The sequence below is a fragment of the Thiemannella venezuelensis genome, assembly GCF_014203605.1.
Taxonomy (GTDB): domain Bacteria; phylum Actinomycetota; class Actinomycetes; order Streptosporangiales; family Streptosporangiaceae; genus Planomonospora_A; species Planomonospora_A venezuelensis.
The window spans coordinates 303794-325316 of sequence record NZ_JACHJJ010000006.1; the positions used below are offsets into that span (position 1 = coordinate 303794).

General features: G+C 70.4%; 15 protein-coding genes. 9 read left to right on the forward strand and 6 right to left on the reverse strand.

Annotated elements, in window-relative coordinates; genetic code table 11:
• The first annotated feature begins 95 nt into the window (after positions 1 to 95).
• Positions 96 to 2099: a DUF6571 family protein gene (locus FHS22_RS12420; protein WP_184941209.1), complete on the forward strand. Its 2004-nt coding sequence runs from the start codon at positions 96 to 98 to the stop codon at positions 2097 to 2099.
• Positions 2100 to 2190: 91 nt separating this feature from the next.
• Here FHS22_RS12420 and FHS22_RS12425 read toward each other — a convergent pair whose 3' ends face one another.
• Positions 2191 to 2634, reverse strand: coding sequence for a hypothetical protein (locus FHS22_RS12425; RefSeq protein ID WP_184941211.1), 444 nt, complete (start codon positions 2632 to 2634; stop codon positions 2191 to 2193).
• Between the two features lie 90 nt (positions 2635 to 2724).
• On the opposite strand from FHS22_RS12425, the gene FHS22_RS12430 reads away from it, so the two are divergent.
• Complete coding sequence (locus FHS22_RS12430) at positions 2725 to 2982, forward strand: hypothetical protein (protein WP_184941212.1); 258 nt, start codon at positions 2725 to 2727, stop codon at positions 2980 to 2982.
• A 59-nt stretch (positions 2983 to 3041) separates the two neighbouring features.
• On the opposite strand, the gene FHS22_RS12435 is transcribed toward FHS22_RS12430, so the two are convergent.
• From FHS22_RS12435 to FHS22_RS12450, 4 genes are all read right to left on the reverse strand, one after another.
• Entirely contained in the window at positions 3042 to 3314 is a 273-nt protein-coding gene (locus FHS22_RS12435) for a type II toxin-antitoxin system RelE family toxin (protein ID WP_184941214.1), read from the reverse strand.
• Positions 3315 to 3369: 55 nt separating this feature from the next.
• Positions 3370 to 3657: a type II toxin-antitoxin system Phd/YefM family antitoxin gene (locus tag FHS22_RS12440; protein ID WP_184941216.1), complete on the reverse strand. Its 288-nt coding sequence runs from the start codon at positions 3655 to 3657 to the stop codon at positions 3370 to 3372.
• Positions 3658 to 3739: 82 nt separating this feature from the next.
• Positions 3740 to 4150: an ATP-binding protein gene (locus FHS22_RS12445; protein ID WP_184941217.1), complete on the reverse strand. Its 411-nt coding sequence runs from the start codon at positions 4148 to 4150 to the stop codon at positions 3740 to 3742.
• Positions 4147 to 4614: a hypothetical protein gene (locus FHS22_RS12450; RefSeq protein WP_184941219.1), complete on the reverse strand. Its 468-nt coding sequence runs from the start codon at positions 4612 to 4614 to the stop codon at positions 4147 to 4149. Before FHS22_RS12450 ends, FHS22_RS12445 begins: the two co-directional genes overlap by 4 nt.
• A 156-nt stretch (positions 4615 to 4770) precedes the next feature.
• Here FHS22_RS12450 and FHS22_RS12455 point away from each other — a divergent pair, with 156 nt between their 5' ends.
• From FHS22_RS12455 to FHS22_RS12485, 7 genes are all read left to right on the forward strand, one after another.
• The gene (locus FHS22_RS12455; protein WP_184941220.1) at positions 4771 to 5667 is read left to right on the forward strand and encodes a helix-turn-helix domain-containing protein; all 897 of its coding nucleotides are present in this window, start codon (positions 4771 to 4773) and stop codon (positions 5665 to 5667) included.
• A 23-nt stretch (positions 5668 to 5690) separates the two neighbouring features.
• A complete protein-coding gene (locus tag FHS22_RS12460) occupies positions 5691 to 5993 on the forward strand; it encodes a DUF397 domain-containing protein (protein WP_184941222.1) in 303 nt (100 codons plus the stop codon).
• Between the two features lie 237 nt (positions 5994 to 6230).
• Positions 6231 to 9824: a BREX-2 system adenine-specific DNA-methyltransferase PglX gene (pglX, locus tag FHS22_RS12465; RefSeq protein WP_184941224.1), complete on the forward strand. Its 3594-nt coding sequence runs from the start codon at positions 6231 to 6233 to the stop codon at positions 9822 to 9824.
• A 4-nt stretch (positions 9825 to 9828) separates the two neighbouring features.
• On the forward strand, positions 9829 to 13560 hold the full coding sequence (locus tag FHS22_RS12470; protein ID WP_184941226.1) for a BREX-2 system ATPase PglY family protein: 3732 nt from the start codon (positions 9829 to 9831) through the stop codon (positions 13558 to 13560).
• Complete coding sequence (gene pglZ / locus FHS22_RS12475; RefSeq protein WP_184941228.1) at positions 13557 to 16361, forward strand: BREX-2 system phosphatase PglZ; 2805 nt, start codon at positions 13557 to 13559, stop codon at positions 16359 to 16361. The genes FHS22_RS12470 and pglZ overlap by 4 nt, the downstream gene beginning before the upstream one ends.
• Positions 16358 to 17662: a BREX system ATP-binding protein BrxD gene (gene brxD / locus FHS22_RS12480; RefSeq protein WP_184941230.1), complete on the forward strand. Its 1305-nt coding sequence runs from the start codon at positions 16358 to 16360 to the stop codon at positions 17660 to 17662. The genes pglZ and brxD overlap by 4 nt, the downstream gene beginning before the upstream one ends.
• Positions 17659 to 19923, forward strand: a complete 2265-nt coding sequence (locus FHS22_RS12485; protein ID WP_184941232.1) for a DEAD/DEAH box helicase — start codon at positions 17659 to 17661, stop codon at positions 19921 to 19923. The genes brxD and FHS22_RS12485 overlap by 4 nt, the downstream gene beginning before the upstream one ends.
• 31 nt (positions 19924 to 19954) lie before the next feature.
• On the opposite strand, the gene FHS22_RS12490 is transcribed toward FHS22_RS12485, so the two are convergent.
• Positions 19955 to 21352, reverse strand: a complete 1398-nt coding sequence (locus FHS22_RS12490) for a DUF2075 domain-containing protein (RefSeq protein ID WP_184941234.1) — start codon at positions 21350 to 21352, stop codon at positions 19955 to 19957.
• Positions 21353 to 21523: the final 171 nt, after the last annotated feature.

Here is a 21523-nt window from a genome sequence, read left to right on the forward strand (position 1 = left end):
TCGTCGCTTGATATCGGGCATGTTGGATTATTCGGGGTTGGATATCTTTGTTCGGCGTCTATGGTGAAATGATCGGTAATGCGATCAGGGGGATCATGGAACCGGCGCCATCGGGAACAGGATCGTCAGGAACGGGGCCGTCGGGGACGCCGCTCTCGCCGGACTTCGCCGGGATCGACCCCGGTCAGATGCTGGAGTTCGTCTCCGAGCTGGAACGCGGCCGGGACGTGATCGGCGAGCAGGCCGAGCGGATCCGGCAGCTGCTCGCGGCGGCCCAGGTGCCCGCCTCCGGCCTGCAGCCGGTCAGGGAGATCGCGGGATGGATCGACGGCGAGCTGCCGGGCCTGCGCCGGCGCCAGGAGATGGCGCGGGCGACCAACGCGCTGCCGACCTGGGGGATCGGCTCCCCGCTGGTCGCCTTCGACGAGAGCGCCTACCGCTCCCCCGAGGAGTCCCGGCGGCAGGGCACGGAGCTGGGCGAGCGGTTCAGGAAGCTCGGCCCGGCCGGGTTCTGGACCCACCACGCCGACTCCGACCAATACGCCGGGGTGCTCAAGGAGCTGGAGGCCGGCAAGCACGACGCCGAGTTCACCGCGGCCTTCTTCGCCGCGCTGGGTACGGCGGCGGCCCTGAAGCTTCCCCTGACGTTCCGGGAGAACCTGCACCGGCGCGGCAACCCCGCCACCCTCGGCCCGCCCGACCCTGATGATGCGATGTTGCGCACGCTGAGCCAGGCGTTCGGCAGCGCGGTCACGGCGGGGGCGCACGTGCCGGGCTTCGCGAAGATCGCCGATGCGGTACGGCGGGCGGACCTGTCCGGGGAGGAGCGGGCCGGGGCGGACCTGCTGCTGAGCGCGGGGGAGTTCCCGCCGGAGTGGCTGGCGGGGGTGGCGGCGGCCTGGGGGATGGCGAACCCGCGCAAGGTGCCCACGGGGCTGATGTACGCGCTGGGCAACAACCCGGCCGCCGCGCGGCTGGCGATCGAGAAGGCGGCCGGGCCGTTCACGAAGGATCAGAAGAAGCTGAAGGAGTACCTGAAGGAGTTCAACCAGCACGTTCTCAACAGCGGCTGGGACTCCAGAGGAGATGCGTTCGGGCGCATGCTGGCCGCTGCGGCGGGCGCCTACGACGAGCAGGACGGCGCGCACAGCAGGGAGGCGGCGGCGTTCGCGTTCACGGTGATGACGACGTTCGGGGATTTCAAGGTGGCGGAGTCGGCGCGGGTGCACCTGTCGGAGCTGGCGGGGGCGTACGCCACGGAGATCACCGAGGGCGCGAACATCGGGGACGGCAACATGACCGAGCCCAGCGCGCTGAAGCCGACGACCTCGGCCCTGGGGTTGAAGTCGGCGTTCACTCTGAGTCCGCAGGACACGTACACGTTCATGAAGCTGTTCGCCGACACGGATGAGAACCTGGCCCCGTTCGAGGAGGCCATGGGCCGCTTCTCCCAGAAGTTGATCGCCGACGCCGTTGCGGATGTCAAGAGGAGTGGGGACACCGAGCAACTGGACCGGGTGCTCAATGCTCTGGGCAACGTCCGGGGTTTCGAGGTGGCCGCCGCCGAGAAGGTCCGGGGCGAGCTGGACGCGCTCGACGAGCAGGCCAAGAAGCTCCAGGGGTTCGCCCTCGACCTGGGACTAGGCGTGGGCGGCCTGCTCATCGAGGGGGTGCCCGGTCAGCTCGCCTGGTTCGCGCTCAGTACGGGCTTCTCCGGCAAGGACGCCTTCTGGCCGGAGAGCGAGAAACGAACGGACAAGCTGGACAAGGCCGATGGGAACGCGACGCTCGGCCGCCAGCATGTGTTCGCGCAGATGCTCATGGCCAATGGGTTCACTCCGAAGGTCACCCCCGCCGAGTATCAGGCAACCTGTCCGCCGGGCGTGGCCATCGCTGACGCCGAAGGCAACCTCCGGCCCTTCCCTGAGCTGCTCAAGCAGGGCAACAAGGGTCTCGTGGCCTTTGAGAAGTGGGCCGATGCCAACGGCATGGGCGGTGACGACGAACTCGCGTTCGGGAGGCTGTCCAACGACATGGCGAGCTGGTTCGAGGGCGGTAGCGGGCGAGGCAGAGAACGAGCCCCGATTTTCGACAGCTAGGGTCCAGTTCCTTATATTGGCCGGAAAACCTCAACCCTGATGGATGGAGCACCTCGGCCTTCTGGCTGATATCCCGGAAAAAGCCGCTGAACTATGCGATTGGGAGGCATTCGGTCTCGCCCCGGACCCCGTACTGCCCATTGGCAGGGGACTCCAGAACGATCACTGTTCTGTGTTCGTTGTTGGCGAGTTTGATGGGGGCGTTGCCACGGTCTTCAACGATGTCATAGGTTGCGACCCGGGAGAGTGATCCCAGGAGAAGGGTGTTGAGCCCGTCAGGAGTGCGGTGTGACGCAGGGTCCGTCCCGGTGGCGGCAAAGGTCCGCTTGGCCTTGCCTTCACCGCAGGGGATGTCCCGGCCACCGGGGTCGGTGATCTTGACGTCCAGGGCGTGGCGTTCTTTCATCAGTTCGGTGATGTGGAGCTTCAGGGTCTCTCCGGCTTCGGCGGCGGTGGGGTCTTTTTCGGCGCAGCCGGAAACCGTCAATAACGCCACCGCGCACATCGCGACGCTCCGCCGTACGGGACGTGCCATGAAGTCCTCCAAGAGCTGGCCGACTTGCGCTAGATCCCATAATGTCCAATAGATCGGTTCGGTGGACCCGCATATAGGGGAGACGTTCTCATGGGTCATCCCTCTGACGGAGCGGCTGACGCGCGACGCCGGATCCTGGAGCAGACGCTGGCGGAGGTCAAGGCGCGGGTGGAGATCCTGGAGGCGGCGCTCGATCCCGCCCATCGGCGGTTCACCGGCCAGGCCGTCTGGGTCGGCCCGACCGCCCGGCGCTTCGCCGAGGACCTCGTCGCCCGCCGCGCACGGCTCCGCCAGGCGGGCCAGGCCCTCGTCACCACGGTCGAGGAAGAACTCGCCTCCACCCGCTGAGCGTCCGTCCCTCGGCGTTCGAGTCTTCTGGCCGGGCAGGCGCCATGCCTTCGGAGTCGTTACGGATGGTAGGCGTCTCGGCGGCGTTTGATGGTCTGGATCGTCACGCTGCGTTTGTCCTCGTCGATCCGGTAGATCACACGGTAGGTCCCACGCCGGGCGACATGCAGGCCCTCGTATGGTTCCTGGAGGGGTTTGCCCACGCGCCATGGCTCCTGGGCGATGGCGCCCGTGACCAGCTCCCAGGCGGCGGCGGCCACACTCTCGGGTAGTTCTGCGGTGAGGGCGCGACGGGCGGGCGGGCTGAGGAGGACCGTATAGCGGTCGCTCACCTGGCCTCCCTCGTCGGCCGCGCTCGCAACGTCGCCGTGCTCATGGTTCGCCCGCTCACGCGCTCGCCCTGCCGAGCCGGGCGGCCATGATGGCGGCCATCTCCTCCTCGGTGGTCAGGTCGCCTCCCGCCTCGGCGGCTGCGGCCTCGACCAGGTCGGCGCGTGTCTCCGGATCGGCGAGGATCTCCAGGGTCTCCTGCAGGGACTCCCACTCGGCCACGGAAACAATCATGGCATGCGGTCGTCCGTTCCGCGTCAGGGTGAAGTGGTCATGCTCACGGGCGGCCCGGTCGGCCAGCTCGGTCAGCCGGTCCTTCGCTTCGCTGATCGGGATGATCTCCATAAGACAATGGTACGTGAATGGCCGATATTCCAGCCAGAGTTCCGGCCATCTCAGCTCGAGAGGCCGGAACTGGTACGGGGTGTCACTGTCCGGTGAGCTGGAACCAGACCACGCGTCCGGCCGGGGTGTCGTGCCAGCCCCAGGCGGAGGCGATCTCGTCGACCAGCCAGAGGCCCCGGCCCGTACAGCTTCCGATGCACGTGTCCGCGCGCAGGGAGGGGCGGTGTTCGGGGGATCCGGCGTCGATGACGTCGATGTGGAGCGTTCCATCGCAGTTCGCGACGGCCACGTGCACCTGCCCGCCGGGGCGGCGGCCGGAGTCGGAGTGGCGGACGGCGTTGGCGACCAGTTCGCTGACGAGCAGGAGCGCGTCGTCGGCCTGTGCGTGTCCGGCGGCGTCCAGCAGGTCGCGGACGTAGCGCCGCGCCTTGGGCACGGAGGAGAGCTCGCCGGGGAACTCGCCCTGTCCCAGCAGTCCCGGTGTCATCGTCATCGCACGGCCTCCAGGATCCGCTCCGCCGCCGCCCGCATCCCGCTACGGCTCCATCGGTCGCGTTCGGGCTGCCCGTGCCCGGACCGTTCTGGATCTGGCCGGTCGTACCCCGCCCGGTCGTGTTCGGGCCGTCCGGGGTCTGGCGGCCCGGGTTCGGGCCGGCCGGGGTCCGGTCGGTCGTGCCCGGACCGGTCGTACCCCGGCCGGTCATGTCCGGGGCGTTCGGGATTCGGCCGGGTGCGGCCGTGCCGGGTATGGGGTGGCCGGTCACGGCTCCGGTTCCAGGTGAACACCGAGGTGCGGCCCCGCTGCTCGGTGGTGGCCCGCGGCCGGCCGGGCGGGAGGAAGATCTCCACGCTCGGCCTCCCGGCGGGCGGGAGCCGGACCACGGAGTCGAACCCCAGCTCGTTCAACTCCCAGGCCAGCTCCACCAGGTGGCCGCTCCACCCTCGAAGTTCACGCACCCTCATCTCCTCGCCGCCTTCCATCAGTTCAAGTCGCATCGGACATTTCTAGCTACTGACAGTGATTGAGCGTGTGCCTAGAGCATGCAATGAAGCGGGGTGCCATGCAACAGGAATGGCAAATTGCTCGGAAGCTAACTCCAACACTTTCTGTTCATGAGTCGCTACCCTGGGTTCCGGGTCAAGGGAGGGTTGATCGTGAGACAAGCTGCGAGTCCTACAGTCCGCAGGCGACGCCTGGCGTCCGAATTGCGTCGTCTACGAGAGCGCGCTCAGTTGACGATGGAGGAGGTCGGCGAGCAGTTGGGCTGGTCCGCGACGAAGATCTCGCGGATCGAGACGGCCCGGGTCAGGGTGGGGCTCAAGGACACCGAGTGCCTTCTCGATCTCTATGCGGTTGATCCCGCCAAGCAAGGTGAGCTGATCGACCTCGCGAAGGATGCCCGGAAGAAGGGCTGGTGGCAGGCTTATGGCGATCTTCCGGCGGAGTACACCACCTACATCGGGCTCGAAGCCGAGGCCGCCTCGATGCGGAGCTTCGCACCCACTGTCCTACCGGGCATCCTCCAAACCGAGGATTACGCTCGCGCCGTCATCCGTTCGGCCCTGTTCGTCTCATCTCCGGGCGAGATCGAGCGCCGAGTCGAGGTTCGCATGGCCCGGCAGGGACTTCTCGTCCGAGACGAGCCTCTGCGGCTCTGGGTGGTGCTGGACGAAGCCGTCGTTCGACGCCCGGTCGGAGGGTCTGCCGTGATGAGGTCTCAGCTTGAACGGCTCCTCGATGCGGCGGACCTGCCCAACGTCACCGTTCAGGTGCTGCCTTTCGCTGTAGGGGTCCATCCAGGCACGAACGGCGCGTTCGCGATCATGGAGTTCCCTGAGCCCGCCGATCCCGACGTGGTGTTCATGGAGAACTTTACAGGAAGCCTCTACATAGAACGAGAAAAGGATGTCCATCAATATACGATGATATTCGACCATCTTCGGGCTAAAGCGCTGGATCCGGATGACTCTCGCCGCTTCATCGCGGATACAGTCGTCCAGTTCGAGTGATCGCTTCCGGAAGGAGCTGTGGAATGTCCACACCGGAGCTGTCCCAGGTGGGGTGGCGGAAGAGTTCTCTCAGTGGAAACGGGCAGGACTGCGTCGAGGTCGGTGTCTGGCGCAAGAGCAGTCGCAGCGGTGCGGCTCAGGACTGCGTCGAAGTCAGGGTCGTTGACGAAGCTTCGGCTGCGGTCGGGCACAAGGCGGACATGGAGCGGGTCTTCCTGGTTCGGGACTCCAAGGATCCTGGGGGGCCGGTGCTGGCCTTCGCTCCGGCCGGGTGGGACGCCTTCGTCGGCGCCGTCAAGGGCGGGGAGTTCGGCGATCTGAGCTGATCGTCGGAGATGGGCGGTGTCCGCCGTTTTTCCTTCGGTTGCACGGCCTTGGTGATGATGTGAACGGAGCCTGGTTTCGCTGACCGTTCGCGTGCTTTCGCTGTGCGCCCGTATTGTTATCAGGCTGGCCGGGCTTGTGGCGCCGGACTCGTCAGACTGGTGGTGCATCGCGCGTGCCGTGATGCGTCCGGTGCGCAGGGGGCCGGCGACCGGTGACGGGACGGGAGGGGTGGTCAGGTGTCGGTTATCTCCGCCGCGCTGCTCAAGGATCTTCAGAAGCAGGCGAAGCGCGTCGCCGACGACCTGCGGGAGCAGGCGGACCGGATCCCCGGGATCGGCGACCGGCTGAAGGAGATGCACCGCACCGCCGGTGGCGTCGGCCGGACCGGGGAGAGCTGGAACGACTGGCTTCTCGCGCAGAGCGCCCAGGCCGCCAGCTCGTGGGTGATCGCCTGCGCGTTCATCCGCTTCTGCGAGGACAACGACCTCGCCGGCCACCGCTGGATCGCCTCCCGTGACGCGGCCGGTCACGCCACCTCCGAGGCCGCCGACGCCGAGGCCGCCTGGATCCAGCGCAACCCCCGGCTGACCGCCCGCGAGTGGCTGCGCGAGTCCTTCACCTGGCTCCGCTCCACCCGCGCCGGGCACGCGCTCTTCCCCGACACCGACTTCGTCTGGTGGTGGGACCTCTCCGCCGACCAGGCCGAGGAACTGATCGCCGCCTTCCGCCGCCGGGACCCGGACGGCATAAGGCTCGCGCACGACGAGTTCTGCAGCCCGGACCTGGACACCCGGTTCCTCGGCGATCTCTACCAGGACCTGTCCGAGCACATCCGCAAGCGCTACGCCCTGCTCCAGACCCCGGTCTTCGTTGAGGAGTTCATCCTGGAGCGGGTCCTCGACCCGGCGCTGGACGATTTCGGGCTGGAGAAGCTCAGGCTGATCGACCCGACGTGCGGCTCGGGGCACTTCCTGCTGGGCGCGTTCGACCGCCTGCTGGAGGAGTGGAACGCGTACAAGCCGGGGATGGACGAGCGGGTCCGGGTGCAGAAGGTGCTCGACGCGATTCACGGCGTCGACATCAACCCGACCGCGACGGCGATCACCAAGTTCCGCCTCATGGTCGCGGCGCTGAAGGCATGCGAAGCAACCAGCCTGGACGGCCACGACGCACCCGCGCTCAATCTCAACATCGCGACCGGCGACGCACTGTTGCACGGTCCTGGAGAATTCCATGGTCGCCAGACCGAGCTGATCCTGGAAGGCGACCAGCTAGCGGAATACGCGTATGACTGGGAGGATGTCTACCGCTTTCCTGAAATCCTCGATCGTGGCCGTTATCATGTGGTCGTCGGAAATCCGCCCTACATCACGGTCAAGGACAAGGAGCTCAATCAGGCATACCGGGATCGCTATAAGACGTGTGCCGGCGCATATGCTCTCTCGGTGCCGTTCGCGGAGCTGTTCTTCCGGCTTGCGATCAAGGATAACGAGCGGCCGGGATATGTCGGGCAGATCACCGCTAACTCGTTCATGAAACGAGAGTTCGGCAAGAAGCTGATCGAGGATTTCTTCGCTCACAAAATTGACCTCACACATGTCATTGATGCATCAGGTGCTTACATCCCCGGCCATGGTACGCCGACGGTCATCCTGATCGGCAAGAACCGCGACAGGAATCGCCTCGGTGAGATTCGTGCTGTCCTTGGTGTTCACGGCGAGCCTTCGCAACCTGAGAACCCGGCTCGAGGCCTGGTCTGGCGCTCCATCGTTGAAGGCATCGACCGGGTCGGGTATCCGTCGCAGTTCGTCTCTATCGCGGATCTTCCTCGTGAACGGCTCGGTATCCATCCATGGTCGCTCTCCGGTGGTGGTGCCCCGGAGTTGAGGGAGGTCCTGGAAAGCAGATGCTCAGGGCTTCTTGAGTCGAAAGTCGGGGAGATCGGCTCCGGGGCTGTCACTCGGGAAGACAGTGCATACATGTTGGGAGAAGGGGCCCTGCGGAGGGCTCGGATTGAACCATCCAAGGGTAGGCCGCTTGTCGAAGGTGATGTGACCAGAGACTGGAAAATCGATGACCCGGTGCTTTCGATTTGGCCTTATGATGCAGAGAGCCTGGCGGCTTCCAGTAGCCAGGCTGTAGATGCTGTTCTGTGGCCCTATCGTTCGATTCTCCGCGATCGAGTCGCTTTCGGGAAAACCCAGGTGGGGCGTGGGCTCACTTGGTTTGAATACTCCATGTTCTTTGCGAAGCGCTATGTTGTGCCGTTGTCGATTGCTTATGCGGAGATCTCTACGCACAACCACTTCGTGCTGGATCGGGGTGGGAAGGTCTTCAACCGTACTGCTCCAGTAATCAAGCTGTCGGAAATGGCAACGGAAGACGATCATCTGCGGCTGCTCGGGTTGCTCAACTCCTCCACGGCCTGCTTCTGGCTCAAACAGGTCTGCTTCCCCAAGGGAGGAAGTGGGATGGGGCGAGGAATTCAGCCTGAGGACTGGATGGAGCGCTTCGCGTTCAACGCCACCAACGTGGCCGAATTCCCCCTGCCCGAAGGTGCCCCGCTGGAGAAGGCCCGACGCCTCGACGCCCTCGCCCAGGAACTCGCCACCCTCACCCCTCAGGCCGCCTGCGCGCAGGCCGTACCCTCCCGTGACGCCCTCGCCGAGGCTCGGAAGCGCCACGACGCCGTCCGGGCCGAGATGATCGCCGTCCAGGAGGAGCTGGACTGGGAGGTCTACCGGCTCTACGGCCTCCTGGACGAGGACCTGACCTATCCCGGTGACGACCTGCCCGGCCTGGCGCTCGGCGAGCGGGCCTTCGAGATCGTCCTCGGGGCCAGGGTCCTCGACGGCGAGACCGAGACCCAGTGGTTCGCCCGGCACGGCTCCACCCCGATCCGGGACGTGCCCGCCGACTGGCCGCGGCCGTACCGGGACCTGGTCCGCCGCCGGATCGAGGTCATCCGGGACAGGCCGCTGCTCAAGCTGGTCGAGGCGCCCGAGTGCAAGCGGCGCTGGTCCGCGGAGCCGTACGAGAAGACCCGCGCCGAGGCGTTGCGCACCTGGCTGCTGGACCGGCTGGAGGACGAGGACCTCTGGTTCGACGGCGGCCGGGAGCACGGCGCGCCCCGCACGCTGAGCGTGTCGCAGCTCGCCGACCCGGTCCGCACCGACGCCGAATTCCGGCAGGTCATGGACCTCTACGCCGGCCGCCAGGACTACGACCTCACCGCCGAGCTGGTCGCCCTCCTGAAGGACGAGCACGTCCCCTACCTCGCCGCGCACCGCCACACCGCCACCGGCCTGCTCAAGCGGCAGGACTGGGAGGAGGTCTGGGCGAAGCAGCGCAAGGAGGACGCGGGGGAGAAGGTCGCGATCGAGGTCCCGCCGAAGTACACCCCCAAGGACTTCGCGAACGGCTCCTACTGGCGGCACCGCGGCAAGCTCGACGTGCCCAAGGAGCGGTTCACCGGCTACCCGGGCGCGCAGCGGGAGAACGACGCCACCCCCGTCTACGGCTGGGCGGGCTGGGACCACCTGCAGCGGGCCACCGCGCTGGCGAACCTGCTGATCGAGCGCGGCTACCCGGAGGGCGACGAGCGGGCCACGCCGCTGCTCGCGGGCCTGGCGGAGCTGGAGCCGTGGCTGCACCAGTGGCACCACGAGTACGAGGACCTCTACGCCGGCTCGCCGGCCGACTACTTCACCGAGTGGCTGGAGAGCCGGCTCGCCGAGCGGGGGCTCACCCGCGAGGCGCTCGCCGCCTGGCGGCCCGAGGCCGGACGACGCGGCGGGAGAGCCGCGGGCACTGCGAAGAAGGAGAGCTGACGACATGGCGACCCCCCTCAGGGACGTCCTCCACATCCCCGAGGAGCTGAGCGCGAACGACTTCGTGCTCAAGCTCAGCGACGGTGTCTCCGAGGTCAGGGCGACCCTGGACAGCTACGTCGTCACGCCGCAGCTCGCCGACAGCTTCGACGAGGCGCTCTCGCTGGTCAAGGGCGCGCTGGAGAAGAACCGGAGCGACGCGGCCTTCCTGCACGGCTCCTTCGGCTCCGGCAAGAGCCACTTCATGTCGGTCCTGCACGCCGTGCTCAGGCACGACCCGGACGCCCGGGGGCTGCGGGACCTGGCGCCGACGCTCGCCAAGCACGACCCGTGGCTGTCCGGCCGGAGGATCCTCTGCCTCACCTATCATCTGGTCGGCGCCGAGACGATCGAGGCGGCCGTGCTCGGCGGCTACCTCGAGCAGGTCCGCCGCCTGCACCCGGACACGCCGCTGCCCGAGGTGCACAGCACCGACAGTCTCTTCGCCGACGCCGACAACCTGCGGGCCCGCCTCGGGGACGAGGCGTTCTTCGCCGGGCTCGGAAAGATGTCCGACCCCCGGTGGGGCGGCCTGGCCGGGAACTGGGACACCGCCTCCTACGGGCAGGCCCGCCGGGCCGAGGTCGGCGACCCCACGCGCGGCAGCCTGGTCTCCGCGCTCGTCGGGGCCTACTTCACCGGCTACACGCGCGGCGCGGCCTACCTCCCGCTCGACGAGGGGCTGGAGGCGGTCAGCGCCCACGCCAGGCGGCTCGGCTACGACTGCGTCGTGCTCTTCCTCGACGAGCTGGTGCTCTGGCTCGCCTCGCGCAGCTCCGACCCGGCCTTCGTCGGCCGGGAGGGCTCCAAGGTCGCCAAGCTGGTCGAGTCGGCCTCCACGCACCGCGCCGTCCCGCTGGTCTCCTTCGTCGCCCGCCAGCGCGACCTGCGCGACTTCCTCGGCACGAACATCCCCGGCGCGGAGAAGTACGCCATCGGCGAGACGTTCCGCTGGTGGGAGGACCGCTTCAACCAGATCACGCTGGAGGACCGGAACCTCCCGGTGATCGTCAAGCGCCGGCTGCTGAAGGAGAGGCCCGGGGCGCAGGGCGCGCTGGCGGCGGCCTTCGTCAAGGTGACCCGCGAGCCGAAGGTGTGGAACGTCCTGCTGGAGGGGCCGGACGGCTCCTCCGACGCGGCGGCCTTCCAGGCCACCTACCCCTTCTCCCCGGCGCTGGTCGCCACGATGGTGGCGCTGTCCGGGCTGCTCCAGCGGGAGCGTACGGCGCTGCGCACCATGGCCGAGCTGCTGCGCCGCGGCCGGGACGAGCTGACCGTCGACGACATCATCCCCGTCGGCGACGTCTACGACGTGCTGATGGACTCCGGCGTGGTGCCGTTCACCGACGAGATGAAGCGGCACTTCGCCAACGCGCGCTCGCTGTACGACGAGAAGCTGCTGCCCCGGCTGCTCGGCAGGCACCGGTTCGCCTCCGTCGAGGAGACCAGGGGCCTGCCGCGCACGCACGCTTTCGTCACCGACGCCCGCCTGGTGAAGACCGCCCTGCTGGCCGCCCTCGCGCCCGGCGTCCCGGCGCTCGCCACGCTCACCTCGCGCAAGCTGGCCGCGCTCAACCACGGCACCATCGTGACCCCGCTCAAGGGGGAGGAGGACAAGCGGGTCCTGGCGCTCTTCCGCGGCCTGGCCGCCTCCGGCGTCAGCGAGATCCACCTCGCCGACGACGAGGCCGACCCGCTGATCAGCGTCCAGCTCGCCGGGGTCGACTACGAGAGCGTGCTGGAGCGGGTCCGCAACCAGGACACCAAGGGCGAGCGCCAGCGCCTGCTGCGCGAGCTCGTCTTCGAGTCGCTCGGCGTGACCGTGCCGGCCGAGACGCTCGGCGGCGCCTACACGCACTCGTTCGTCTGGCGGGGCAGCCGGCGGGTCGTCGACATCGTCTACGGCAACATCCGCAACGAGGAGCTGGTGGGCCGGGACGCCCTGCTCGCCGACGGCGACCGCTGGAAGCTGGTCATCGACTTCCCGTTCGACGACGCCGGGTACGGCCCCGAGCACGACCTCGCCCGCTTCGAGAAGCTGGAGCGCGAGGGCGTCGAGAGCCGGAGCGTGGCCTGGGTCCCCGCCTTCTTCACCGAGGAGCGGGAGAAGGACCTCGGCGAGCTGGTCGCGCTGCGCCACCTGCTGGCCTCCGCCGACCGCTACGAGCAGAACGCCAGCCACCTCTCGGTCCAGGACCGCGCCACCGCCAAGGCGCTGCTGAGCAACCGGAAGACCGCTCTGGAGGCCAAGCTCCGGCAGGTCGTCCAGCAGGCGTACGGCGCGGCCTCGCGCAACTCCGCCGACATCGACGCCGCCCGCGGGCACAGTGCCTGCTTCGCCACCCTCGAACCCCGGCTCAACCTCGGGGCCCCGGTCGGCGCGCGGCTCGCGGACTGCCTCACCCACCTGCTCGACCAGCTGCTCGGCTCGCAGTACCCCGACCACCCGAAGTTCGCGGGCGAGGTCCGCCGGGCCGAGGCCGCCGTCGTGCTGCAGTATCTCGACAGCGCCGCCGCCGAGGAGTCGGGACGGGTCCCGATGGCCGCCAGGGACCGCGACGTGCTCCGCAAGGTCGCCAACCCGCTCGGGGTCGGCGAGGCGCTGGAGAACGCCTTCCTGTTCAGCGCCGAGACCTTCCCGCTGCGCAGGCACTTCACCCAGCGGGCCGCGCAGGAGGGACTCGACGAGGTCATCGGCGTCGGCCGGCTGATCGAGTGGCTCGACCGGCCGCAGCCGCGCGGGCTCGACCCGCTGACCCGGGGACTGGTCATCGCGGCCTTCGCGCTCGCCCAGGACCGCGAGTGGTACTCCAACGGCAGCGGGCCCGTCGCCCGGCCGCCGCTGGAGCGCATCGACGGAAGCTACGAGCTGCGCCTGCCCCGGCTGCCCGGCGAGTCCACCTGGCGGCGGGCCGTGGAGCGGGCGGCGAAGCTCTTCGGCGTGCACGTCACCCCGCTGCGGACGGCGGCCAACGTCAACCGCCTCGCCGCCGACGTCCGGGAGCGCGCCCGCGAGCTGCAGGCCCCCGCCCGCGAGCTCGTCACCGCGCTCGGCGCCCACCGCGACCTCCTCGGACTGGCGGAGGACTCGGGCAGGCTCTCCACCGCGCAGGACGCGGCGGGGCTGGTCTCCCGGCTGCTCGCCGAGCACGAGGCGGCCGACCTCGCGGAGGTCCTCGCGGACGCGCCGGTGTCCGTCATGGAGGAGGTCCTCGCCAAGTCGCTCAGCACCGCCCGGGAGGTCGCGGCGCGGCTGGAGGACATGGACTGGGGCCTGCTGGAGGCCGTCGCCTCCATGGCCCACGACCCGCAGGCCGTCGCGGCGCTGGCCAGGCTCCGCGAGGCGGCGGCCCGAAATGAGTTCCAGGAGCCGCTGGGGACCGTGCTGCTGCACACGCGGCGCACCGCCCAACTGATCCTGGCCGGACAGGTCCGGCCCGATCCGGCCCCTCCCGGCCCTCCGGCTCCGCCGGTCGTCCCCGGGCCCGTGGACCGGCCCGGAGCGGGGACGGTGCCCGCCGGGCGGGACGGCGGGGAACACGGGGGCGGGACGGCGCCCGCCCCGGGCGGATCGGCCGTGAGCGGATCGGTCACGGTCGAGGCCGCGCGGATCGCCGACGTCGTGGCGGAACTGCGGGCCTTCGCCGCGGCCCACCCCGACGCGGAGATCACCGTCGGCTGGAGCGTGCGACCGTGACCGCGCTCTCGCCGCAGGCCCATCGGCCCCAGCCGCCGTCCGGCGCCTCCCTGATCCCCGCGACGCCGCCGGTGGTCCGCCAGGCCGTCGCCGAACTCCAGGAGCACGGCCGCAGCAGGGGCGTGATCGGCATCCAGACGCGCCCCGAGTGGACGGGGGAGCGGGAGTTCTCCGTGCACGGCAGCCCCGTCCGGGTCGAGGTCTGCCCGTCCCCGCTCGCCGTACGGGAGGCGATGCTCCGGCACGGCGACGGCTACCTGGTGATCCTCACCGATCTCGACGACGACGACCTCGGCATCGGGATCCGCGCGCACTTCACCAAGGGACGGCTGACCACGCTGCGCCCCTGGGACATGCTCAAGCAGTCCTTCCGGGCGCGGGACATCGACCCGCGGCTGCTGGACGAGGGCTGGGCCGCCGGAGCCCTGGCCCGCTGGGAGCCCGCCGAGGGCTGGCCGAAGGCCCCCGGCGGGACGCTCACCCTCGACCACGCCCTCGGCCACCTGGCCTCGGCCGTGCTGGGCGTGTCCCGGGACGGCGACCGCTACGTCCCCCCGGCCCACGCCGACGCGCCCGGGTTGCTGCGCTGGAGTCTCGACCCGGTCGCCGTCCACCGGCTGACGTCCCTGCCCGTCGACGTCCGGGAAGGACTCACCGGCTGGCTCAGCGGGACCACCGGGGTGGCCGGAACCTGGACCCTGCGCGCGGTGGAGGCCGGGCACGGGGGCGACGCCGTACCGCTCGCGCTGGTCGCCGGCCTGCTCTGGAAGGACGGCACGCGCGACGCCGCGGAGGCCCGCGGGCTGCTCAGGGCCAGGGTCGGCGGCGCGGACCTGCCCGCCGACCAGGCGCGGACCTGGTCGAGGGCGGCGGAGGCGCTGATCGGCCGGCTCGACCGCCCCGACAGCCTGCTGGAACGGGCCGAGGCGCTGCTGCGGGAGTTCAACGCCGAGAAGCTCCTGGCCGACTCAACGCTCCTGCCCGGCTCCTACGAGCTGCGGCTGCGCGCGTTCGCCACGGCGGTGCGGCGCTGCCTCCCGGTCCCGGACGCGGCGGCGCTGGGCGAGGCGGAGACGGCGCACGGCCGGATCGTCGCACACGAGCTGGCCGGGCTCAACGCGCGCGCGGACGCCGCGGGCACGGCAGCGGCGCGTGCGGACGCCGCGCGGATGGCGCTGCGGCTGGTCCGGTGGCTGGCGGTGCCCGGCGGAGCGGCCGCCACCCTCGCCGACGCGCTGCACGACCAGGTCCGCACCGGCGCCTACGTGGAGTGGGCCTTCCGGGGGGTGCGCGACCCCGACGGCACGGTCGCCGCCGTCTACCGGGACCTGCTGGCCGCCGTCGCGGCCCGCCGCGCCGAACGCGACCGCGGGCTCGCCGGACACCTGGCCGCCGCGGTCGGCGCCGACAGCGACCCCGGCAGCCTGGTCCCGATCGAGTCGGCACTGGCCGTGCTCGTGCGCCCGCTCGGCAGGTCGCTCCTCGTCGTCCTCGACGGGATGTCCGCGGGCGTGCTCGCCGAGCTGGCCGAGAGCCTCGCCGCGAGACGCTGGACCGAACTGGTCGACTCCTCCCTCGGGCACCGGCGAGTGCTGCTCCCGGCCCTGCCCACCGTCACCGAGACCTGCCGTACCAGCCTGCTCACCGGGGTGCTGCACGCCGGCGGGCAGCACGACGAGAAGACCGCCTTCCCCGGCGCCGCCGGCGACCCGCAGGCACGGGTGTTCCACAAGGACGACCTGCGCGCCCCCGGCGGGCACGCCCTCGCTCCCGCGGTGAGGTCGGCGGTAGAGGGATCGGCCAAGGTGGTCGGCGTCGTGCTCAACACGGTCGACGACTCGCTGGACAAGGCGGACCCGGCCATCGCGTGGACCGCCGACCGGGTGACGCACCTGGAGGCGCTGCTGGACGCCGCCCGGATCTCCGGGCGTCTGCTCGTCCTCACCGCCGACCACGGCCACGTGGTGGAACGCGACAGTGAGCTGCGCTCCGGCACCGGCTCGGAGTCCGGGCGCTGGCGGCCGGCGAAGAGGCCGCCGGAGGACGGGGAGGTCCTCGTCAGGGGACGGCGGGTGCTCCTCGGCGGCGGCGCCGTCGTGCTGCCCTGGCGGGAGGACGTCCGCTACGGGTACAAACGCGCCGGGTACCACGGCGGCGCGTCCGGAGCCGAGGTCGCGGTGCCGTTCGCGGTGTTCAGCGCCACCCCGGTGGACGAGGTGGCCGGATGGCGGCCCGCCCCGGCCCAGGAGCCCGCCTGGTGGCACAGCGCGGTCACCCCGGGGAGCACGGCGGGAATCGCGGCGCCGGGGACGGCGGCGCCCGCCGGTACGGCGCGGGCGAAGGCCGGGTCCCGGTCGAAGACCCTCGAGGGGCAGGCCGAGCTGATCGCGATCGAGGAGGTGTCCGCCCCGTCCGCCCCGTCCGCCCCGTCCGCCCCGTCCGCCCCGTCCGCTCCGGCCGGTCCCGGCTGGGAACGCTTCCTCGACGACCTGCTCGGATCGGAGCTGTACGCGGCGCAGCGGGCCCGCGCGGGCCGGGCCGCCCCCGACGACGCCCGGGTCCGCGCCGTGCTGGGCGCCCTGCTCGAGGGCGGCGGCCGGTTGCATGAGAGCACCCTCTCGGCCGTCGCGGAGGTCCCCGCCGCGCGACTGCGCAACGTGCTGGCCGCGGTGCGGAGAGTGCTCAGCGTCGACGGCTACGATCCGGTGGGTTACGACCCCGACGAGGTGACGGTGGAGCTCGACACCGTCCTGCTGGCCGAGCAGTTCGGAGTCGCGAAGCCGTTCGGGGGCAGGCAGTGAAGGTCAGTGAACGCCGCCGCCGCGAGGTGATCGACGCCCTGCGGCGCGGAACCGTCCCCTCCGCCGGGCTCGACCTGCTGGCGGTGGGCCTCGACCGCTTCACCGCCGCGCTCGACGCCGAGCTCGACACGGCGGCCCGGGGCGGCGCGGTCTTCAAAGCGGTCCGCGGAGAGTACGGCTCCGGCAAGACGTTCTTCGCCCGGTGGCTCGCCGAGCGGGCCAAGCGGCACGGCCTGGCCGTCGCCGAGGTGCAGATCTCCGAGACCGAGACGCCGTTGCACCGGCTGGAGACCGTCTACCGGCGGCTCTGCGAGAACCTGTCCACGGCCGAGTTCCCGCCCAGCGCGCTGCGCTCGGTCATCGACGCGTGGATGTTCACTCTGGAGGAGGACGCGCTGGCCGCCGGCGTCCCCGAGTCCGACGCCGAGGCGCTCAACGGAGCGGTCGAGTCGCTGCTGGAGAAACGGCTGACCGAGGTCAGCCGTTCGGCGCCCACCTTCGCCGCCGCGCTGCGCGGCTACCGGGCCGCCGTCGCCGGGGGAGACCCGGCGACCGCCGAAGGGGTGCTCGCCTGGCTGGGCGGGCAGCCGCACGTGTCGGCGGCGGCCAAGCGCGCCGCGGGAGTGCGCGGAGACCTGGACCACTTCGGCGCGCTCGGCTTCCTGCAGGGGCTGCTGACGGTCCTGCGCGACTCCGGGCACCGGGGCCTGCTGCTCGTCCTCGACGAGGTCGAGACGTTGCAGCGGGTCCGCTCCGACGTGCGGGACAAGGCGCTGAACGCGCTGCGGCAACTCGTCGACGAGATCGACTCCGGGCGCTTCCCCGGACTGTACGTGCTCGTCACCGGCACCCCGGCCTTCTTCGAAGGCCACCAGGGCCTGCAGCGGCTGCCCCCGCTGGCCTCCCGGCTGGCGGCCGACTTCACCACCGACCCACGCTTCGACAACCCGCGCGCCGTGCAGATCCGGCTGCCCGGCTTCACCCGCGACGGCCTGCTGGAACTCGGCGGCCGGGTCCGCGACCTGTACGCGGCCGGAGCCTCCCCCCGCGTGCCCGAGCTGGTCGACGACGCCTACGTCGCGCTGCTGGCCGAGGCGGTCGCGGGCTCGCTCGGCGGCAGGGCGGGGGTCGCGCCCCGGGTCTTCCTGAAGAAGCTCGTCGGCGACGTCCTGGACCGGGTCGACCAGTTCGCCGACTTCGACCCCCGCGAGCACTACCGGCTCACCGTGCGCTCCGCGGAGCTCAACGAGATCGAGCGGAACGCGCTCACCACCGACGACGTCGAGCTGGACCTGCCGTGAGCGCAGGGCCCCCGGACGCAGGGCCCCCGGACGGCGGGTCCTCGTGCGCCGGGCCCTCCCGGGCCGCGGACGCCCTTCACCCCGTCGTCCTGCACCACATCGTCAACACGCTCTGCTGGCCGGGACTGCGCCCCCTGCAGGAGGCCGCCGTCGGGCCGCTGCTCGCCGGATCGGACGCCCTGCTGCTGGCGCCCACCGCGGGCGGCAAGACCGAGGCGGCGATGTTCCCCCTGATCAGCCGGATGACCACCGCGGGCTGGCGCGGACTGTCCGTGCTCTACGTCTGCCCGATCAAGGCCCTGCTCAACAACCTCCTCCCGCGGCTGGAGGGCTACGCAGGCTGGACCGGCCGCCGCGCCGCGCTCTGGCACGGCGACGTCTCCGCCGCGCAGCGCGGGCGGATCCTGCGCGGCCCGCCGGACATCCTGCTCACCACGCCCGAGTCCATCGAGTCGATGCTGGTCAGCATGAAAGTGGACCACCGGCGGTTCTTCGCGGGGCTCCGGGCGGTCGTGGTCGACGAGGTGCACGCCTTCGCGGGCGACGATCGGGGCTGGCACCTGCTGGCCGTACTGGAACGGCTCACCCGCCTCGCCGGGCGGCCGATCCAGCGCGTCGGCCTCTCGGCGACCGTGGGCAACCCGCGGGAGCTGCTCGGCTGGTTGCAGGGTTCGGGAGCGGGGAACAGGCCGGGGAAGGTCGTGGCCCCGGAGACGGAGACGCCGTCCGTGCCCGTGCCGGGCCGCACGGCCCGCGGCGGGACGGCCGTGTCCCCGACGGTGTCCCCGGCCGTGTCCCCGACGGTGTCCCCGATGACGCCCCCGGCGGTGCCGCCGGGGGACGTCGAGCTCGACTACGTCGGATCCGTCTCCAACGCCGCGATGATCCTCGCCACGCTGCACCGCGGGGAGAAGCGGCTGGTGTTCTGCGACTCCAAGCGGCTGGTCGAGGAGATCGGGCACGCGCTGCGCGCCCGGGGCGTCACCGTGTTCCTGTCCCACGCCTCGCTCTCCGCCGACGAGCGGCGCCGGTCCGAGCAGGCGTTCGCCGAGGCGCGCGACTGCGTCATCGTCGCCACCTCCACCCTGGAGCTCGGCATCGACGTCGGCGACCTCGACCGGGTGGTCCAGATCGACGCGCCGGCCACGGTCGCCTCGTTCCTGCAGCGGATCGGCCGCACCGGCCGCAGGCCCGGGTCCGTCCGCAACTGCCTGTTCCTGACCCTGGACGAGGACGCACTGCTGCAGGCCGCGGGGCTTCTGCACCTGTGGGGGCAGGGGTACGTCGAGCCGGTCACCGCGCCACCCGAACCCCGGCACGTCGCCGCCCAGCAGATCCTTGCCCTCTGCCTGCAGGAGCACCGGATCGGCGACCGCACCTGGCAGGAGTGGTGGAACGGGCTCGGCCCCTTCGGCGCCCCGGCCGCGCCGATCCTCCGGCACCTGCTGGCCTGCGGATACCTCGACGAGGACGGCGGCATGCTCTTCATCGGCCCCGAGGCCGAACGCCGGTTCGGACGCCGCCACTTCATGGACATGACCGCGGTCTTCACCGCCGCGCCCGAGTTCACCGTGCTGTCCGGGCGCAAGGAGATCGGGCGGACCGATCCGGCGCTCCTCACCGAGGAGGTCGAAGGCCCCCGTCTGCTGCTGCTCGCCGGACGCACCTGGCGGGTCACCTACATCGACTGGCCGCGGCGGCGCTGCTTCGTCGAGCCCGCGGACGGGCACGGCAGGGCCCGCTGGGGCGGGACCGGGTACGGCGGGCTCTCCTTCGCGCTCTCCCGGGCGATGCGCTCGGTCCTGCTCGGCGTCGACCCGCCGGTACGGCTCAGCCGCCGCGCGGCCGAGCGGCTCGCCGCCGTCAGGGAGGACGCGCCCGGCGTCGTCCACCCCGGCGGCACGGTCGTCACCCGGAATCCCGGGACAGGCGACGTCCGCTGGTGGACCTGGGCGGGCTTCCGTACCAACACCACGCTGGCCGCCACCCTGGAGGGTGTCGCGGTCCCCGGCCAGCGCGTCGACCACGGCTCCGTCCGCCTGCGCGACGACCTCACCTCCGAGATGTGGAGGACCGGAACGGCCGGCGCCGCCGGGCGGCTCTGCCTTCCCGACGTGGATGAGAAGGCCCTGAACGGCCTGAAGTTCAGCGCGGCGCTCCCCGAACGCCTCGCCGTCGCCACCCTCGCCGCCCGGCTGGCCGACCTCGACGGCGCCGCCGCCGTACTCGCCGAGCCGGTGCGCTGGTCGGTCCGCTCATAGAAGTGGTTTGCCGCAACTCGCATCGGCCGGTTCACTTGATCAGTTCGGCGAGGAACTCTCGAGTCTCGTCGTCGACGGCGTAGATGACGACACCGGCCAGCCCTCTGGTCAGGAGCACCTTGTAGGTGTTGCGGACGAGCAGGTTGAACTTCGGGTCCTCCACAGAGCGCGCGCTGACCTTTGGATCACGATTGCCGTCCCGCTTCGTCCGGAGATATCCGCTTCGGGCGACGAGGTCGGGGCCGATGATGACACCGGCCCAGTCGAACTCGAATCCCTGGGCGGTGTAGACGCATCCGACCTGATCGAAGCCGCCCTCCGCCAGCGCCCAGAAGGACTGGGCGGGGGCGTTGCCGACCTTCCGTTCGCCTTTGACGTTCCACGGGCGTTCCCACCCGTTGATGCGGATGTCGGGCACCAGCCTGTCGTCGACCGGTTTGCTCCACGGCCAGCAGAACCCGGCTGAGATGCGGGCGCTGTATCCCATCCGCATCTTCTCCCGGAGAATCGCCTCCATCTCCGCCGGAGTCCCGGCCAGGGTGACCTCGAAGCGTTCGTCGCCCGGCCAGGCCCCGGGCGTGCGAGCGGGATCGTTGAGAGGAAGGCCCAGAAGGTCGCGTACCCACTGGTCGTACAGGTCGCTGCCGCCGCAACGGAACTGCTCGGACAGGTGCACGTGGGTGAACGCGAGTCCTTCCGCGTCGGCGTAGCCGCGGATCGCGGCCAGACTTCCCACCTCGTCCGGCCTGACGACCTGGTGCTCGTCGAGAAGGAAAACCGGCACGTAGGCCGCGTTCACCAACTCCTCGATCTGAGGACGGCCCGTCTCGAGGTGCTTCTGCGAGAAATGAAGTCTGGACGTGGTGCGGAGACGGTGGGCTTCGTCGCAGAGGAGAACTATCTGCCGGGGGCCTTTGTCCTCGACGAAACTGTTGAAGTACTGGAAGAGTTGCTGCGGTCGGCCGTTCCCCCCACCGGCGAACCGGCGCAGGCTCTGGGTGAACGACTGGGAACCGGTTGCGATGGAGGCGGTGATTCCTCTGGCACCAAGGTCACTGAGCAATTGCAGGGCAACGGCGCTCTTGCCGCTCCCCGGGCCTCCGGTGACGGCGACGACCCATCGTAGCTTCGCCCTCCGGGCGTCCTCGACCGCGTTCATCACCTGGTTGTAGGCGACCCGCTGTTCGGGACTCAGGACGAAATGATCGCGCTTTTTCACGATGTCCGCCGCGTAGAGCATCAAAGGTTTCGCGGGGCCTTCGGAACCTTTCAGCAACCGATCAGCGGCGTCTCTTCCGGGCTTCGGAGAAAACCTGTTCCTGAGGTATTCGATAAATTCGCCGCGTGTGCTCTGGGTGAAAATCCTGGTGTGCTCGTCCACCGCGAGGGGGAAGAGGTCGACGACCGCTGACTCCTCGGCGTTGTGCAAGTAGGCGACACCGCCGATACGGTTGGCGTCTCCGCGCAGCGGACCGATGAGAGAGACCAGGCGGTCGCAGTAACCCCACGGCCCCGGCGTTGGTGAGATTCGTGATGGTTTGACCGGTTGCTGATGGCGAGTTGCGAACGAGCGCGACCCTGCTGACCATTCAGGTGTCTA

What these genes read in the sequence shown, in the direction of transcription:
- FHS22_RS12420 (WP_184941209.1), top strand. Translation starts at nt 96, where the DNA reads ATGGAACCGGCGCCATCGGGAACAGGATCGTCAGGAACGGGGCCGTCG.
- FHS22_RS12430 (WP_184941212.1), top strand. Translation starts at nt 2,725, where the DNA reads ATGGGTCATCCCTCTGACGGAGCGGCTGACGCGCGACGCCGGATCCTG.
- FHS22_RS12425 (WP_184941211.1), bottom strand. Translation starts at nt 2,634, where the DNA reads ATGGCACGTCCCGTACGGCGGAGCGTCGCGATGTGCGCGGTGGCGTTA.
- FHS22_RS12460 (WP_184941222.1), top strand. Translation starts at nt 5,691, where the DNA reads ATGTCCACACCGGAGCTGTCCCAGGTGGGGTGGCGGAAGAGTTCTCTC.
- FHS22_RS12445 (WP_184941217.1), bottom strand. Translation starts at nt 4,150, where the DNA reads ATGACGATGACACCGGGACTGCTGGGACAGGGCGAGTTCCCCGGCGAG.
- FHS22_RS12455 (WP_184941220.1), top strand. Translation starts at nt 4,771, where the DNA reads ATGAGTCGCTACCCTGGGTTCCGGGTCAAGGGAGGGTTGATCGTGAGA.
- FHS22_RS12470 (WP_184941226.1), top strand. Translation starts at nt 9,829, where the DNA reads ATGGCGACCCCCCTCAGGGACGTCCTCCACATCCCCGAGGAGCTGAGC.
- FHS22_RS12440 (WP_184941216.1), bottom strand. Translation starts at nt 3,657, where the DNA reads ATGGAGATCATCCCGATCAGCGAAGCGAAGGACCGGCTGACCGAGCTG.